The 14,778-nt window shown below is 70.1% G+C and carries 13 protein-coding genes; 4 read left to right on the plus strand and 9 right to left on the minus strand.

What is annotated here, in order from left to right; translation table 11 throughout:
• The first annotated feature begins 134 nt into the window (after positions 1-134).
• From KV381_RS24480 to KV381_RS24490, 3 genes are read left to right on the plus strand one after another with little or no spacing between them, the layout of a single operon-like run.
• Positions 135-1,973, plus strand: coding sequence for a DUF3556 domain-containing protein (locus KV381_RS24480; protein ID WP_030082702.1), 1,839 nt, complete (start codon positions 135-137; stop codon positions 1,971-1,973).
• A 39-nt stretch (positions 1,974-2,012) separates the two neighbouring features.
• Positions 2,013-3,509: a class I adenylate-forming enzyme family protein gene (locus KV381_RS24485; protein ID WP_030082704.1), complete on the plus strand. Its 1,497-nt coding sequence runs from the start codon at positions 2,013-2,015 to the stop codon at positions 3,507-3,509.
• On the plus strand, positions 3,506-4,930 hold the full coding sequence (locus KV381_RS24490) for an NAD(P)/FAD-dependent oxidoreductase (protein WP_030082706.1): 1,425 nt from the start codon (positions 3,506-3,508) through the stop codon (positions 4,928-4,930). The genes KV381_RS24485 and KV381_RS24490 overlap by 4 nt, the downstream gene beginning before the upstream one ends.
• 242 nt (positions 4,931-5,172) lie before the next feature.
• Here KV381_RS24490 and KV381_RS36680 read toward each other — a convergent pair whose 3' ends face one another.
• From KV381_RS36680 to KV381_RS24525, 8 genes are all read right to left on the minus strand, one after another.
• Positions 5,173-5,301, minus strand: a complete 129-nt coding sequence (locus tag KV381_RS36680) for a hypothetical protein (protein ID WP_256995146.1) — start codon at positions 5,299-5,301, stop codon at positions 5,173-5,175.
• 49 nt (positions 5,302-5,350) lie between these two features.
• On the minus strand, positions 5,351-5,758 hold the full coding sequence (locus KV381_RS24495; protein ID WP_030082708.1) for a PIN domain-containing protein: 408 nt from the start codon (positions 5,756-5,758) through the stop codon (positions 5,351-5,353).
• The gene (locus KV381_RS24500) at positions 5,755-6,030 is read right to left on the minus strand and encodes a hypothetical protein (RefSeq protein ID WP_030082710.1); all 276 of its coding nucleotides are present in this window, start codon (positions 6,028-6,030) and stop codon (positions 5,755-5,757) included. Before KV381_RS24500 ends, KV381_RS24495 begins: the two co-directional genes overlap by 4 nt.
• Before the next feature lie 400 nt (positions 6,031-6,430).
• The gene (locus KV381_RS24505) at positions 6,431-7,744 is read right to left on the minus strand and encodes a hypothetical protein (RefSeq protein ID WP_030082712.1); all 1,314 of its coding nucleotides are present in this window, start codon (positions 7,742-7,744) and stop codon (positions 6,431-6,433) included.
• Positions 7,741-9,720, minus strand: a complete 1,980-nt coding sequence (locus tag KV381_RS24510) for a hypothetical protein (protein WP_218786274.1) — start codon at positions 9,718-9,720, stop codon at positions 7,741-7,743. The genes KV381_RS24505 and KV381_RS24510 overlap by 4 nt, the downstream gene beginning before the upstream one ends.
• Positions 9,717-10,511 (minus strand): toll/interleukin-1 receptor domain-containing protein, encoded by a 795-nt coding sequence (locus KV381_RS24515; RefSeq protein ID WP_030082715.1) that lies wholly within the window; start codon positions 10,509-10,511, stop codon positions 9,717-9,719. The genes KV381_RS24510 and KV381_RS24515 overlap by 4 nt, the downstream gene beginning before the upstream one ends.
• A gap of 308 nt (positions 10,512-10,819) precedes the next feature.
• Positions 10,820-12,064: a helix-turn-helix transcriptional regulator gene (locus KV381_RS24520; RefSeq protein ID WP_030082717.1), complete on the minus strand. Its 1,245-nt coding sequence runs from the start codon at positions 12,062-12,064 to the stop codon at positions 10,820-10,822.
• Between the two features lie 265 nt (positions 12,065-12,329).
• Positions 12,330-13,094 carry an alpha/beta fold hydrolase gene (locus KV381_RS24525; protein ID WP_030082719.1) on the minus strand — a complete coding sequence of 255 codons (765 nt, stop codon included), beginning with the start codon at positions 13,092-13,094 and terminating at the stop codon, positions 12,330-12,332.
• A 122-nt stretch (positions 13,095-13,216) separates the two neighbouring features.
• Here KV381_RS24525 and KV381_RS24530 point away from each other — a divergent pair, with 122 nt between their 5' ends.
• Entirely contained in the window at positions 13,217-13,567 is a 351-nt protein-coding gene (locus tag KV381_RS24530) for a 5-carboxymethyl-2-hydroxymuconate Delta-isomerase (RefSeq protein WP_030082721.1), read from the plus strand.
• A gap of 27 nt (positions 13,568-13,594) precedes the next feature.
• Here KV381_RS24530 and KV381_RS24535 read toward each other — a convergent pair whose 3' ends face one another.
• Positions 13,595-14,629 carry a hypothetical protein gene (locus tag KV381_RS24535; protein ID WP_218786277.1) on the minus strand — a complete coding sequence of 345 codons (1,035 nt, stop codon included), beginning with the start codon at positions 14,627-14,629 and terminating at the stop codon, positions 13,595-13,597.
• Positions 14,630-14,778 lie beyond the last annotated feature (149 nt).

Here is a 14,778-nt window from a genome sequence, read left to right on the forward strand (position 1 = left end):
TCCCAGGTCTCGCCGAGTCCTTAAAGTCCGTGGGTCCGGTTCGCGTGACGCGGCCTTGAAAGCCGATGGCGCGCCAACCCCGGCGGGGCGGCGGCCGATGCGTGCCGCCCGGACCACCACTGCGAGGAGCACCTATGGGCTTCATCAAACCGTCGCCGCAGCCGGTCGAGCCGGCGGCGTTCCTGGGGCTTGCCCTGCGCGAGCGTGTTCGCATCCTCAGCGCCCACTGGGTCGACGACGGGTTCGGTACACCGCGCGTGCTGAGCATCGTCTACACCCTCAAGATGCTCGGCCTCTATTTCGGTGTCGGCATCTGGATCGCGTCGGCGACCTCCGGGATCGAGTTCACCGACATCGGCTCCTGGTACCACAACATCGTCGTGTACCAGAAGCTCGCCGTGTGGCTGATGCTGCTTGAGGTGATCGGGCTCGGCGGCGCGTTCGGCCCCCTGTGCGGCCACTTCCGCCCGATGATCGGCAACATCCGGTACTGGATCCGCCCCGGCACCATCCGCATGGCGCCCTGGGGCAGCCGCGTGCCACTCACCGGCGGCGACGAGCGCACCTGGTTCGACGTCGCGCTCTACGTCGGCGTGCTCGCCAGCCTCGTCTACCCGCTGGCCGCGCACGCCGAGCCTGTGCCGAGCAAGTTCCTTCCGGCGGGCACCGGCGCGCAGGAACTCATCGCGCCGCACTACTTCATCCCCGTTCTCGCCCTCATGCCCCTTATGGGCCTGCGTGACAAGGTCGTCTTCCTGGCCGGCCGGTCCGAGCAGTACCTGCCGATCATGTTGTTCTCCGCGCTGCTGGGGACCATCGGCGCCGCCGCGGACTTCGTCGACCTGGTCGTGGTGTTCAAGATCGTCATCTGCGTCGTGTGGATCGGCGCCGGCGTGTCCAAGTTCGGCGCGCACTTCGAGAACGTCGTGCCGCCGATGGTCTCCAACAGCCCTGCCATGCCAGGACGAGCCGTCAAGCGTCTGCACTACCGGGACGCCCCGAATGATCTGCGTCCCTCCCGCGTGGCCTACTTCATGGCGCACGCCGGCGGCACCGCCGTCGAGATCATCATCCCGATCACCCTGCTGCTCACCACGAGCGCGACCGTGGCGCTGATCGGCGCGCTGTGCATGCTGGCCTTCCACATCTTCATCGCCTCGACGTTCCCGATCGCTGTCCCGCTGGAGTGGAATGTCTTCTTCGGGTTCATCGCGATCGTGTTGTGGGTCGGGTTCGATCCCGGCACGTACACCGTCTGGAACTTCTCCGAGCCGCTGCTGCTCGTCCCGGTCTTCGCGCTGCTGATGTTCGGGCCGGTTCTGGGCAATCTGCGTCCCGATCTCGTCTCCTTCCTGCCTTCCATGCGCCAGTACGCGGGGAACTGGGCCTCGGCGGTGTGGGCGATGAAGCCCGGCGTGGAGGAGCGGCTCAATGAGCTGCCCGGCGTGGAGAACCAGATCGACCAGCTGCAGCGCATGCTCCCGACTCCCTACGAGCGCGACGATGCCGAGATGACGTTGCAGAAGTCGCTTGCCTGGCGCTCGATGCACAGCCAGGGGCGCGGCTTGTTCTCCCTTTTGTACACGCACCTCGCCGATATCGAGACACGCACCGTCCGTGAGGGCGAGTTCGTGTGCAACAGCATCCTCGGCTTCAACTTCGGCGACGGCCACATGCATGACGCCCGCCTCGTCGCGGCCGTGCAAAAGCGCCTCGGCCTTGAGCCCGGGGACCTGGTCGTGGTCTGGGTCGAGTCCCAGCCCATCCACCGGCGCATCCAGCAGTATCAGGTGATCGACGCCGCTCTGGGCGTTGTCGAGCGCGGGACGTGGAAGGTCGCCGACTGCGTGGCGGAGCAGCCGTGGCTGCCAGGCGGTCCCGTCCCGCTGAGCGTCACCTGGACCGCCCCCGGCTACCACCGCCAGCGGACCCTCGACGTGAGCCCGAGCCGTCCCGACGAGACACCCGTCTGACCCCTCGTTGGCCGTTCCCCTCTCCTCGAAGGACGCCCCATGCACTTCGCATCTCTTCCCTCCCTGCGCGCCGACGCCCGGCCCGACGGCCCGTGCCTGTCCGACGAGACCGTCGGCACGCTCACCAATCAGGCATTCGCGGCACGAGTCGAGGCCGCGTCCCGCGTGCTGGCGGCACACGGGGGGACGCGCGGCACGGTGGTCGCGGTCCGACTGCCGAACGGGACGGACCTCGTGGTCGCGCTCTTCGCCGCCTGGCGCCTCGGCGCCGCCGTCACACCGGTGAACCCCGCCCTGGCCCGCGGCGAGGTCGGCTACCAGGTCGCCGACTCCGGCTCACACGTGCTTGTCACTCACGACGACCTTGCGCTGGAGGGCGTCACGACACTCTCACCCGAAGACCTCACCACGCCCGATGCAGCAGTCGACGCGGGCCCGGCCGAACCGGACCTCGACGACCTGGCCCTTCTCGTCTACACGAGCGGCACCACCGGACGCCCCAAGGGCGTCGAGCTCACCCACGCCAACCTCGACGCCATGACGGGAACCATGGTCGAGGCGCTGTCGCTCGACGAGCGTGACCACAGCCTGCTGATCCTGCCACTCTTCCACGTGAACGGCATCGTGGTCAGCGTGCTGTCGCCCCTGCGCGCGGGCGGGCAGGCGACCATCGCCGGCCGCTTCAACCCGCAGACCTTCCTCACGACGCTGGAGACCGCGCGTCCCACCTACTTCTCCGCAGTTCCGGCGATCTACACATTGCTCGCGAACCTACCTGCACAGATTGAGCCGGACACCAGCTCGCTGCGCTTCGTCGCCTGCGGAGCGGCCCCGATGCCGGCCGCACTGATCGGGCGGATCGAGGAACGCTTCGGCGTGGTGCTCATCGAGGGCTACGGGCTCTCCGAGGGCACCTGCGCCTCAATGAGCAACCCGCTGAACGGCGTCCGCAAGCCCGGCACCGTCGGCGTCGCCCTCCCCGGCCAGACGGTCGCCGTCATGGCCCCCGACGGCACCCTGATGCCGCCCGGCGAGCGCGGCGAGATCGTCATCCAGGGCCCCACCGTGATGCGCGGCTACCTCAACAGGCCCCAGGAGACCGCCCAGGCCCTCAAAGACGGCTGGCTGCACACCGGCGACGTCGGTGTCCTCGACGAGGACGGCTACCTGCGGATCGTCGACCGGATCAAAGACATGATCATCCGCGGTGGCGAGAACATCTACCCCCAGGAGATCGAGCAGGCCCTCCACGCACACCCCGCCGTCCTCGAAGCCGCAGTCATCGGCCGCCCCCACCCCGTCATGGGCGAGGAGCCCATCGCATTCGTCGCCCTCAAGAACGGCACGTCCCTCGACGAGGACGAACTCGTCGCGTTCCTGACGCACCGGATCGCCAAGTTCAAGCTGCCGACCTCCGTGATCTTCGTCGACGAGGTGCCGAAGAACCCCGTCGGCAAGTTCGACAAACCGCGACTGCGCACCACCCTCGCGCTGACGAGCACCTCGGCCATGGGCCGGGACGAGGAAACGCCGTGACGAGCGCTGTCGTCGTCGGGAGCGGTCCCAACGGCCTCGCAGCCGCCCTCGTCCTGGTCGACGCCGGGATTCGCGTGCGCGTCATGGAGGCCGCCGACACCCTGGGGGGCGGTACGCGCTCGGCGGAACTGACCCTCCCCGGACTCGTCCACGACCTGTGCGCCGCGATCCACCCCCTGGCGATCGCCACCCGGTTCTCCAAGGCGTTTGACCTGGCCGAGCACGGCTTGTCGTGGGCGGAGCCGCCCGTGCAGTACTCCCACCCGCTCGACCACGGACGCGGCGCCGCCGCCTACCGATCCATCGAGAAGACCGGCCGCGGCCTCGGCGAGCGCGACGGCCGCACCTGGACCCGCGTGTTCGGGTCGTTGGATGACCGGTTCGACACGATCGCCGACGAGTTCCTCCAGCCGGTGCTCCACGTCCCCAGGCATCCGCTCCACCTCGCCCGTTTCGGGCTGTACGCCGGGCAGCCCGCCTCGCTCCTGGCCCGGCGCTGGCACCAGGACAAGGCCCGCGCTCTGCTCGCCGGACTCGCCGCGCACGCCTTCCGCCCGCTCGACACCCTCGCGTCCTCGGCAATCGGCGTAGCGCTCGGCACCGCCGCCCACCGCTACGGCTGGGGTGCCGCCGTGGGCGGCTCAGCCGCCATCTCCACGGCGATGATCGCCGCGGCGAAGCAGCGGGGCGTGCTGTTCGAGACCGGCCGCACCGTCACCAGCGTCGACGAGCTTGGACCCGTCGATGTCGTCATGCTCGACACCGCCCCCGGCGCCGCGGCCGACATCATCGGCGACCGGCTCCCACGGCACGTCGCGCGCGCGTACCGTGCCTACCGCCACGGCCCGGGCGTCTTCAAGGTCGACTTCGCCGTCGAGGGCGGTGTGCCGTGGACGCACGAGCCGAGCCGACAAGCCGGCACGGTGCACGTCGGTGGAACGTTCGAGGAGATCGCGTCAGCCGAAGCGTCTGTCGCCCGTGGCCGCATGCCGGACCGGCCATTCGTCCTGGCCGCGCAGCAGTACGTCGCCGATCCGTCGCGGTCCGCCGACGGTGTGCACCCGTTCTACACCTACGCCCACGTGCCGGCCGGCTACACCGGGGACGCGACGGAGGCAATCGTCGCCCAGATCGAACGCTTCGCGCCCGGCTTCCGCGACCGCATCCGTGGCACGGCCGTGTGCAGCACCACCGCAATGTCCCGCAAGAACGCCAACTACGTCGGCGGCGACATCGTGTCGGGTTCCAACGACCCGTTGCAGCTCGTCTTCCGTCCCCGCGTCACTCTGCACCCCTATGCCACCGGGGCCGACGGGATCTTCATCTGCTCGGCCGCCACGCCCCCAGGAGCCGGCGCACACGGCATGTCAGGCTACTGGGCCGCGCATGCCGCCCTACGCAGGGTCAACGTTGTCAAGTAAGGGCGCCCCTATGGCCGTGAACTGGCGCTGAACGTCTCAGGGACACGGCCACCAGGGGCGATCCGCATCGTTGTTGTGGTCCGGGAGCCGATGGCCTTAGTCGAGGCCGTAGCCGATTTCCGCGAAAGGGCTCCATCCGAGGATTGGCCACGGCGGCCATTGAGCTGGTTTTTCATGTCGAGTTCGAACCTGCTGTACAGGTTCACGTGGGTCAGAACAGTCGCGACAGGCCCGGTCGGCCCTCAACTCAACACGCAAGACTTGACGGAGAAGCCTTCACTCACCAGCGCGTTGTACGCGGCGGTGACGAGCTGGTGCCGGGAGCGCTCGCCGCAGGCGAGCGCCTTCTCGGGGCCTTCGAGCGGCGGCATGTCGAACTGCTCGGCCCGCTCGCGGGCGGCCTGCTTCTCCTCGGCGCGCTCAGACGTCCTTGATCTGTACGCGGTCGCCGCACAGTTTCGACCAGTTGTCGCGGTCCGAGGTCAGTACGAGCACGGGTGCCGGGGCGCGGAGCGCCATCGCGGCCACGAGAGCGTCGATGGCGTACTTGTGGCCGTGCAGGCCGCCGGCGTCGCTCAGCAGCTGTACCGCGGTGAGGCTGTCCGCCTGGGTGACGTCCTGGTCCTGAAGACGGGAGAGAATCCAGTGCAGCCGGGCGGTATCCGTCTTCCCGTAGACAGCTTCCACCACCGTCAGGGCCGACACGAGGACGGGTACGCCTACTCGCCGGGCGGCCTCGATCCGGGTGATCATCTGGCGGTCATTGCGCAGCAGCAGCGACAGCGCTTGGGAGTCGAGCACCAGGGACCTGGCCGCGGGCTCCTTCATGCGGCGCTGTCGCCGGACGCGTACGGAGCCGGTGCGTCACCGAACAGTTCGTGCTGTGCGGCTTGGACTTCGGCCTCGCTCAGCGGTTCGTGCTCGGCTTCGTAGGCGGCCACGATCTCGGCGAGGCCGTCCATCGCCAGCTGGTGCCGGACCGCTGCGGTCACGTAGGCGGACACACCGCGCTTACCCGTGCGCGTACGCAGAGCACCGAGGAGTTCCGAGGGCATCGAGACGGAGATGTTCTCCGTGCCGCCGGGGCGGTGTGACTTCATGGGGCCAGTCTAGTACAGGGACTATTACATCGGGTGGAATGCCGCGCAGCTCGCATCCAGCGGCGTAGTCTCGGCGCCATTGGATCTTCTTGTCCTTTGTCGTGGCGCCCGTGCTGGGATGGTGCTGGGATGCGCCCGCATTTCCGCAGGTCAGGGCCTTGTCGTGGAATCCCGCTTCAACGTCTGAGCGGGCGAAGCAGTGCCGCCGTGCTGACCGAGAAGCATGCAGGTCAGAAGGGGTCCGACACTCAGGGGTCGGACCCCTGTTCTTTTCCGTACGGCGAGTCGCGGTGAGGTGCTGACCGCTTGGCCGCTGTGAGTGGTTGTGGTGGAGTCCCGTGTGGCTCCCCTGCCGCTGCGTGCGGCGAGGGGAGCCCCGGAGAGCGGACCGTCTGCCGGATCAGACCCTGTCCTCGTCCCGGGTACGAGGTTCGGCGGGCCGGTGCGGGCTGTGCGAGGGGTCCCAGAGGTGGTGGGACGTCATGGTTTCCCCGTCCCTCTGCCACGGGCCGCCGGACCCTTCGGCCGAGCCGCCCTCCGCCGCCCAGGGTGTGAACGTCTCTCCGCCCGCCTCGGCGTCCGGATCCGCGTCCGTATCGGTGAATGACGGGCCCTCAGGGGCGGGGGAGCGGGGCGGCCAGGGGCCCGTGCTGTTCCCCGCGTTCGGAGGCTCGTCTTCCGGTGCCTCGTCGGGGGCGAGGCCGAAGGACCGCCTGATCTCCTCGGCGGCCTCGTCCAGCCCCTCTGCCTGCAGAGACCGCATCACCCGGTGTACGAGCACCGTGTAGCCGTCCATGTCCGGTTTGAGGCCCGCAGCCGTCAGCAACAGGCGCAGCCGATCCGCGACCCCCACTTCCTCCTCGCGGTCGAACATCTCGTCTCCCGGTCCCCCCTCGTCCCACAGCTGCCTGCCCGCGGGCGGAACGAGCAGGTGGCGGAAGAGTTCAGGCACCTCCTCGTCGTTGGCCGCCGCCGCGATCTGGGCGAGCGGGCCGATCATGTGGACCGCCTTCTCGATCTCGTTCTCATGACGGGCCAGCCACCACACCACCGCGCTGCCCGCACTCTTGAGCACGTCGTCCCCGAGGTAGCGCCGCTTGTTGCGTTCGTGTTCGCGCTCGTACTCCCAGATCTCCTCGTCCTTGCGGAGATCGTTCAGCTTCCGCAGACGGTCGCGGTCCGCGGGAGCGAGGGTCAGCTTCACGTCGGCCGCCAGGGCTTTCACGCGTTCGTTCCGGTCCGGGAGCAGGATGCCCAACTCCCCGTCCAGGAGGTACTGCGCGAAGTTGGCCCGGCCGGGTTCCTCGTGGCGGACGACCTCGCGGGCCCGGCTGACGACCGAGGAGACGGCGAGGGCCGGGGAGGCGTCGTCGGACCGGCCGGCGTGATCCGGAAACGGCTTCCACCAAACGGTTGCCGAGAAGAGGAAGTCGTAGCCGTCCAGCGCGCTCGGCAGCGCCGCGTCGATCACCTGTGTCTCCTGGTACGGCTGCTCCACCGGTGACGCGGGCGGCTCGGGCTCCCCGGGCTCGTACGGGTCGGTCGACGGGCGCCCACTGCTGAGCACCGACATCACGAGCAGCAGGGAGCCCGAGGCCGTGACCATGGACATGAAGCCCCACAGCCACGCCGACCAGTGCAGGACGTTGCCGAGCACAGCCGGTGTGAGGCCGCAGAGAGCGACGAACAACAAGCTGGAAAAGCGGTGTCTCATCGTGCCTCTTCCGTGGTCCGTGGTCCGGCGGTCGTACGCTCCGTACGGCCGTACTGCACGTGGTCGATGTGGTGCCAGAAGAGGGCGGCGACCGCCGCGCGGGACGGGTGGTGCGTGGACCCCGCCCAGTCGCAGGCGATGGCGTAGAGGCGGTGGAGGGCGGCCGCACGGCCGCGCGTCGCCCCGACCATCACGTCCAGCGCCATCTTCTGGGTGCTGTCGTCCGCCACGGTGTCCAGCCAGCTGCTCACCAGCGGGTTCCAGAGCGGTGTCGGCGGCTGGGAGAACACCGCCTCCCAGCCCAGGAACAGGTCCGGCCACGGCGGCGGGTCCGGTGCTCGGCCGTTCCTCAACAGCTCGGTGAGCAACTGAAGATGAGGATCGGCCTCGCGCGGCTCCCGACGCGCCCGGTCCCGTAGGCGGTCGATCAGCAGCCGGTAGAGCCGCCGGTCGCGACCGGCGAGGCCGAGAAGCGCCTCCCGGGCCTCGCGCCCCGCTTCCCCCTGCCGTACGGCGAGATAGTGGAGTCGTACTACCGCCTGATCCGGGTGCGTCGTGCTGAGGCTCTGGACGCATGCCGTGGTCAGGACGCGGGCGAGACCGTCCGACAAGGAGCCGGATCTCGCGACGCACTCGTACATCCGCTTGCGAAACCACCCCCCGGATCTCTCGTGGCCGAGACCGAGTTCGAGGGCCGCCACGGCTCGCGGATCGCAGGGCGTTCCGGTCGTGCGGTCCGCCCAGCGCACCACGAGGTCGAAGAGGTGGTCGGGCCGCTCGACGGCCAGGGCTCGCTCGCCGAAGCGGACGACGACGTTCACCCGGTCGTCCGTGGTCAGACCGCGCAGCCCGGCGGCGCGGCCGATCCAGTCCCGGAGGTCATCGCGTACCCCGGGGAAGTTCGCCCAGAAGTACGTTCGTACCGCGTCGGCGTAGGCAAGCCGGTCGAAGCGGAGCCGTCCATCCGGATCCCGCTCGATCCCGAGTCCTGCCAGCCGCTCTCCGAAGTCCTTCCGCGCGAGCTCGGTCGTCGCTTCCTCCTTGTGCCTCACCGTCTTCATCAGACCGTGCCACGCCTCGTAGACGGTGTCGGCGGGGGCTTCCTCGAACATCGCCGTCGCGAGCAGCAGAGCCCGCTCGGGTGCGGTGCGGACGGCGGCCACCTGCCGGCCCACCTCGCCGGCACGGTCGGTCACCGCGTGCATCGCCTGGTCGAGCCATCCGGCGAAGTCGGTGCCGAACCGGCCGCTGTCGCGAGCGGCCCTCACCAGCCCCGCGAGTCGCGCCAGTTCCCGCATGGGAGACCGGTCGCACAGGTGCTGGAGGTCCGGGCTCCCCAGATCCGCGGGGCGGAAGGGCATCCCGTCCATGCGGAGGTACCGGGTGACGACGGCGACGCCCCTGGGGCGTCCCAGTCTCACCGTGTGCGGGTCGAGGTCCGGCGGGTGGGCGTGCTCCATCCCCGACGGCAGGACGACGACCATGTGGGCCCCCGCTTCCTGGACCTGTGACCGGCGCACGGCCAGACGGCGCTGGGCGTGGTCGTACGCCTCCTCGTCGACGATCCCGGAGAGGTCGAGGAGGAAACGGTCTCCCGTCCCGGGAACGAGAGGGCTCTCGTCCGTGCCCGTGGCAGGAAGCTCCTCGAACCGGATGCCCTCCTCGTCGGTACCCCCGTCCTCGCCGAACCCGTGCAGCAGCATGATCGCCGCGGCGCGGCGGCCGCAGCCGGGCGGCCCTCCCAGCAGCACCACGGATCCGGGCTTCTCCAACCGGTCGGCGGCCTCGCGGTAGCCCATCGGCGGAGCGAACCGGTCGGCCAGCCGCACCCTGTCCTCGCGGGTGATCCGGAGAGACGCGACGCCTTTGCGGATCATCCAGTCCGTGCCGGCCCCATAGAAGACGTACTGGTGCCCGTCACCGTTGTTCACCGGGCCGCGCGGATCGTTGACGGTGACGCGGTCCTGCTCGGTCATCGTCCGTCGTCCGAGGGGCGGCGCTCGCGCTCGAAGCGCTGGTGGACCGTACCGCTGTTGTCGCCCGCCGTGAACTGGACCCCGGTGTTGTCGCCCTCGAAGTGAGGTGCGTTGTACTGATGGCCCGCGCCGGTGTTCACCGGCCCCTGCGGCTCGTTGACGAAGGTGCCGGACAGGTCTCCGTTGAGGTTGCCGATGCCGCCGCGTACGCGCTGCTCGACATCGCGCGTCCGCATCCTGGCGGTTCCGGTGTCCCGGGTCGGCTTCTTACGGGACTTCGCCTCCGCCCGCTCCCGCACCGCGCGGGCGTCCCGGTCCACCGCGCCCAGCTCGGGCAGGAGCCGGGCGAGGGTGTCGCCGAGTGCCGTCAGGTCCGACCCGGCGTTGCGGTGATCGAACCGCCTGTACTGGCAGTCCGCCAGTTCCAGCAGATCGTCCGGAAGGACGGCGCGGTCGATCCTCGTGGCTTTTCCGACGAGCACGGGGATCACCAGAACTCCGCGGTCGAGTGCGGTCTGGATCTCGCGACGGGTCCAATCCTGCTCGGCCTCGAGGGCGGGACGGCCGTCGGCACCCCGCACCTCCGCCCAGCGCGGGCCGATCACGGCGAGGAGGGCCTCGCACTCCTCCACCGCCCGGACCAGTTCCACCGGGAAACGGTGTCCGGGTTCGATCGAGTTGCTGGCGAAGAAGATCCGCTCGTCGCCGAACCGACGGGCGAGTTCCCGAGCGATCATGGTCGCTGCGGACTCCTCGTCGCCTGTGCGGTAGTTGACGAAGACGTCGGGCATGAAGGTTCCCTTCGTGAAGGAGGACGGGTGAACGGGCGCGGGGCTGTGGGCCGGGGTTCCGGTCCGCCCGAGCCGTGGGGCTCTGACCGTGTGGATGGCATGGCGCATCCACGCGAGGGTGTGTGGATGGAGGGCCGCCGCCGATACGTCACCGGTCGCGGGCAACCCGAAGAAGCAGGGCGCGCGGCGCGACGCGTCGAGCGGTGGTCAGAGGGTTGTGCCGGAGGCCGTGAAATCCGGAGGGCCAGAGGGACCCGGGGGCCCGGCGGGCCGGGCGGCTCGAATCCGCGTCGGCCGTGGAGCGCCGGTCAGTCGTGCGCGGGGGCGAGTACGCGTGCCAGCGCGGGCTGCAGATCACGTACCGCGCGGCTGCTCCGGAACCGGGAGAGTTCCCGTGCCAGACGCCGGACGTCGCTGTTCACCGTCGCTGAGGGCACGGCCGGCATCATGCCCAGGAGATCCCCGGCGATCTCGCATGCGTGCTCGACCTCCCCGGAAGCGGCATGGGCCAAGGACCGGCGGAATCCGTACCGGGCGCGGGTACGCAGCGCGTGCGGCGGGAGACGGCGGTACTCCCGGTCGAGCACCTCGGCGGCGGCCTTGGGGCGGCCGAGGTCGTGCAGGCACCAGCCGGTCGACATCGCCGCCGGATCGCTCACATGGGAGGTACCGATCACGGGCTCGCCGTTGTGCGCGTCGTCGGCGGCAAGCAGTTCCCGCGCCCTGTCGAGGCTGCGGAGGCAGCTGACTTCGTTGCCCACCAGAGCGTGCCCCTGGGCCTCCCGCTGGGCCGCGAGCCCCCGGATGCGCGGCGGGAGTTCGCTGCTCTGAGCGCGGCGGGCCAGGGCGACGGTGCCGGCCGCGTCCCCGCCGTACATCGTGACCAGGGCACGCCGCACCAGTGCGTAGGAACCGAGGTACGGGTCGCCCCCGGCGCGCGCCAGTTCGGCGGCCTCGCCCGTCCAGCCGAGTGCCGCGTCGCCGTCCCCGGCCTCCTGGGCCATCCAGCCGGTGAACTCCGCGAACCGAGAGGCGAGCAGGAGTGCGGGGGCGCGGGATACGTGCTGGGCGTCGGCGGCCAGCCCGGTGATCATGCGGGTCTGCGTCTCCAGCAGAGGCAGCAGGGCCCTGGGCGCAGTGGACTGGCCGAGTATCCGCAGCTGGTCGAACTGCATGCGGAAGGAGAGCAGGAGGGGAGTGTCGGTGGAGGAAACCTCCCGACTGCCGAGATTCAGGCCGAGATCGATCAGCGCTCCCGTACCCGCTGAGAGGACCGCCCGGCGCCCGACGCTCCAGCGGCTCGGACCGGCGGGAGGTTCGGCGGCGCCCGGGTCGGCCTCGGAACGCGGGACCAGGCGCTGCAGTTCTCCGTCCGCGCCGAGGAAGGCATCGCACCGCCGGGCCAGTTCGGGGGACGCGGAACGCTCCCCGCGCTCGACCTTGCTGAGGTGCCCCTTGTCGTAGGTGAGCGCGACGGAGAACTCGGTCAGAGTCAGCCCCGCCTCTACTCGTAATCGGCGAAGCTCCGGGCCGAAACGTAAATTCGTGCTCATCATCAACCTCCTCTTGAACGGTGGCCACGAGAGTCGTCCGCTCTCACGGGAGCCGTCGTCCGGCGATCACCGGTCGGCAAGAAGCCCGACGGCGAGCACCCGGTGTGACGGCGTGGTTCCGATCCGCATCCGAAAGTGAGTCTGGCACGACGCGTGCCGGGAGAATCAGGGTTCGGCGGTGTTGCCTGTTGCCTCTTTCGCTCCCGGTTGTTCCCTGTCCCCGTCCGTGCCCGCGGCGTCGCCCCGTCGGCCGGTCGACGCCCGGTCAGCCCGCCAGCGCCCTTGCCGTCGCGCGCGCGAAAGCCTCCGGGTTGTCCAGCATGATGTTGTGCCCGCAGTCCGGGATCGGTACCACCCTCACGCCTGCCGCTTCCAGCAGCTCCGCTCCGCGGAGCGGGCCGTCGCTCTCGGGCAGCATGTACGTGCGCGGGATCTTCAGCTCCGTGAGCAGCGTTCGCAGGGACGGGTCGGTGTCGCGTACGAGGTGTACCGCGCTGCGGTGCAGCGCCTCCCGGCCGGCCAGGCGCATCGTGGACCACCAGTGGGCGCCGGCGGCGTCGCGTACCTCCTGCCAGCCGCCCGCCAGGAACTCCTTCTCCGTGAAGGCGGCGATGCCCGCGCTTCCCGGGCCCGGGGCGGGGACCAGCGGGTCGAGGTTGGCGTCCACCAGGACGAGCCGGGAGACCAGGTGCGGGTGCCGGGTCGCCAGGACGATGGCCACCGAGCCGCCCATGCTGTGCGCGACCAGCTCGGCCCCTGTCACGCCGGCCGCCTCCATCGCCGCGGCGAGCGCGTCGGCGTGCGCCTCCAGTGTGTAGCCGAAGTCGACCGGGCGGTCGCTGATGCCGAAGCCGAGCATGTCGATCAGCAGGGAGCGGCGCCCCGCCAGCAGAGGGTGGACCGCGCTCTCCGTGAAGTAGGCGGGCGATGTGGCGCCGAGCCCGTGTACGTAGACGCGGGAAGGGTCCGTGCCCGGCAGTTCGACCCACCGGATCCGGTCGCCACCGGGTGTCACACGCGCGCTGCGCACAGCCTGGCCTCCGTACTCGTTGCCCGTCGGAAAGCCGAGGCTACTCGCCGCGTGTTCGGCTACCGTTCGACCCGTACCGGTGGATCTTCCAACACGTTCCGTTCTCCGAGGAGTTGCCTGCCATGCCGCAGATCACCGTCGACTACTCCGGCGCGCTCGACGGGGCCTTCGACCGGCAGGCCTTCGCGCTCGCCCTGCACCCGCTCGTCGTCTCCACGGTCGACGCCCGGCTGGAGGCCTGCAAGACCCGCTTCCGCCGGGTGGACGACTTCGTCGTCGGCGCCGTAACCGAGGGCCGCGCGGTGCTGCACATCGAGATCGGCCTGCTCCACGGGCGTACCGACGCGAACAAGATCCGCCTCGCGGACGCCGTACTCGCTCTGATCGCCGAGCACGTCAAGCCGGCCGACGGCGTCACCCTGCACTCCTCCGTCGAGATTCCCAACCTGGATGTGGCCTACCGATCGCGCTGACCCCACGGGCCGGCCCCACGAGCTCCGTCAGGTCGCCGGGCACCCGTGCCGAGCCGCCGAAGCGGTGGTGAACGCCGTCAGCAGCCGCTGTCCGTCCTCGCTGCGGACCGTGCGCGGTACGTCCTTCCCGGCATCCTGCAGCGGCAGCTCCTCGAACTTGAAGTACGCCGTGTCCAGCGCCCCCTCGCACGGGTGCGACCGCATGATCGCGCCCTTCACGCTGCCGGGGTAGCGCTTGTCCAGGTACATCTCCTGCTGGGCGGACGGGCCGTAGTACGCGGACAGGCGGATGCTGTGGTTCTCGGCCGGCAGTTTCAGTGAGCACTCCTCGGTGAGCGCGCGGCCGGCCGGCATCTCCGAAGCCGTCGTGAGCCGCAGCCGGGCCGAGTCCCGCTCGCTGACGACTCCGCCGCAGGTGCCCTCCGCCTCCGCGACGGGGCGCTTCCGCTGTTCGGTGCGGTCCACGGTCGAGGGGCGCTTCCCGAGGGCGCCTTCGCAGCCGAAGCGCTCTGCCGCACCGCGCGCCGACTCGGTGGTGAAGCGGGCCAGGGCGAGGGCCTGTTCGGCGGAGAGGTTCCTGATGTCCTTGCCGGATACGTCGGCCAGGACGAGGAGTCCGTCGCCGGGCACCGGCGCGCAGTCGACGAGCACCGCGGCCTGCGGAAAGTAGCCCGGCACGATGGAGCCGTTCCAGCCGTGTCCGATCGGTGCCGCCGAGGTCTTCTCCGCCGCGTGGCTGGAGCGGTGGGCCGCCGAGGGGCGGAGGGTCAGTTCGAGTCGTACGTTGCCGGATTCCTGGCCACGGACCTGTGCCGTACAGCGTTCGGTCTCGTAGTCCATCCATTGCCCGGTGTTGCCGCGGAACTCCAGTTCCGCTCCGCCGAAGAACTCCGCGGCCTCCGCGGCCGCCAGCGCTCCCCGGCAGGTGTCGGCCGGGTCCTGTCCCGCGCCGTTGCCCCACGGGCCGAAGCCCCAGATCAGCCCGCCCGCCGTGAGCGCGGCGACCGCACCACCCGCTATCGCAGCGGGAAGCCATGCGCGCCGCCCCCGTATCCAACGCATTCCGTTCCGTTTCCCTCGACGTTTCGACGTTCCGACGATTCGGTGTTCCGACGATTCGGTGTTCCGGTGTTCCGGTGTTCCGGTGTTCCGGTGTTCCGGTGTTCACCGTGTTCCGGGCATGTGCCGGAGTGATCCACGCGCCCGATCGT

The organism is Streptomyces sp. WY228, assembly GCF_019287315.1.
Classification (GTDB): domain Bacteria; phylum Actinomycetota; class Actinomycetes; order Streptomycetales; family Streptomycetaceae; genus Streptomyces; species Streptomyces caviscabies.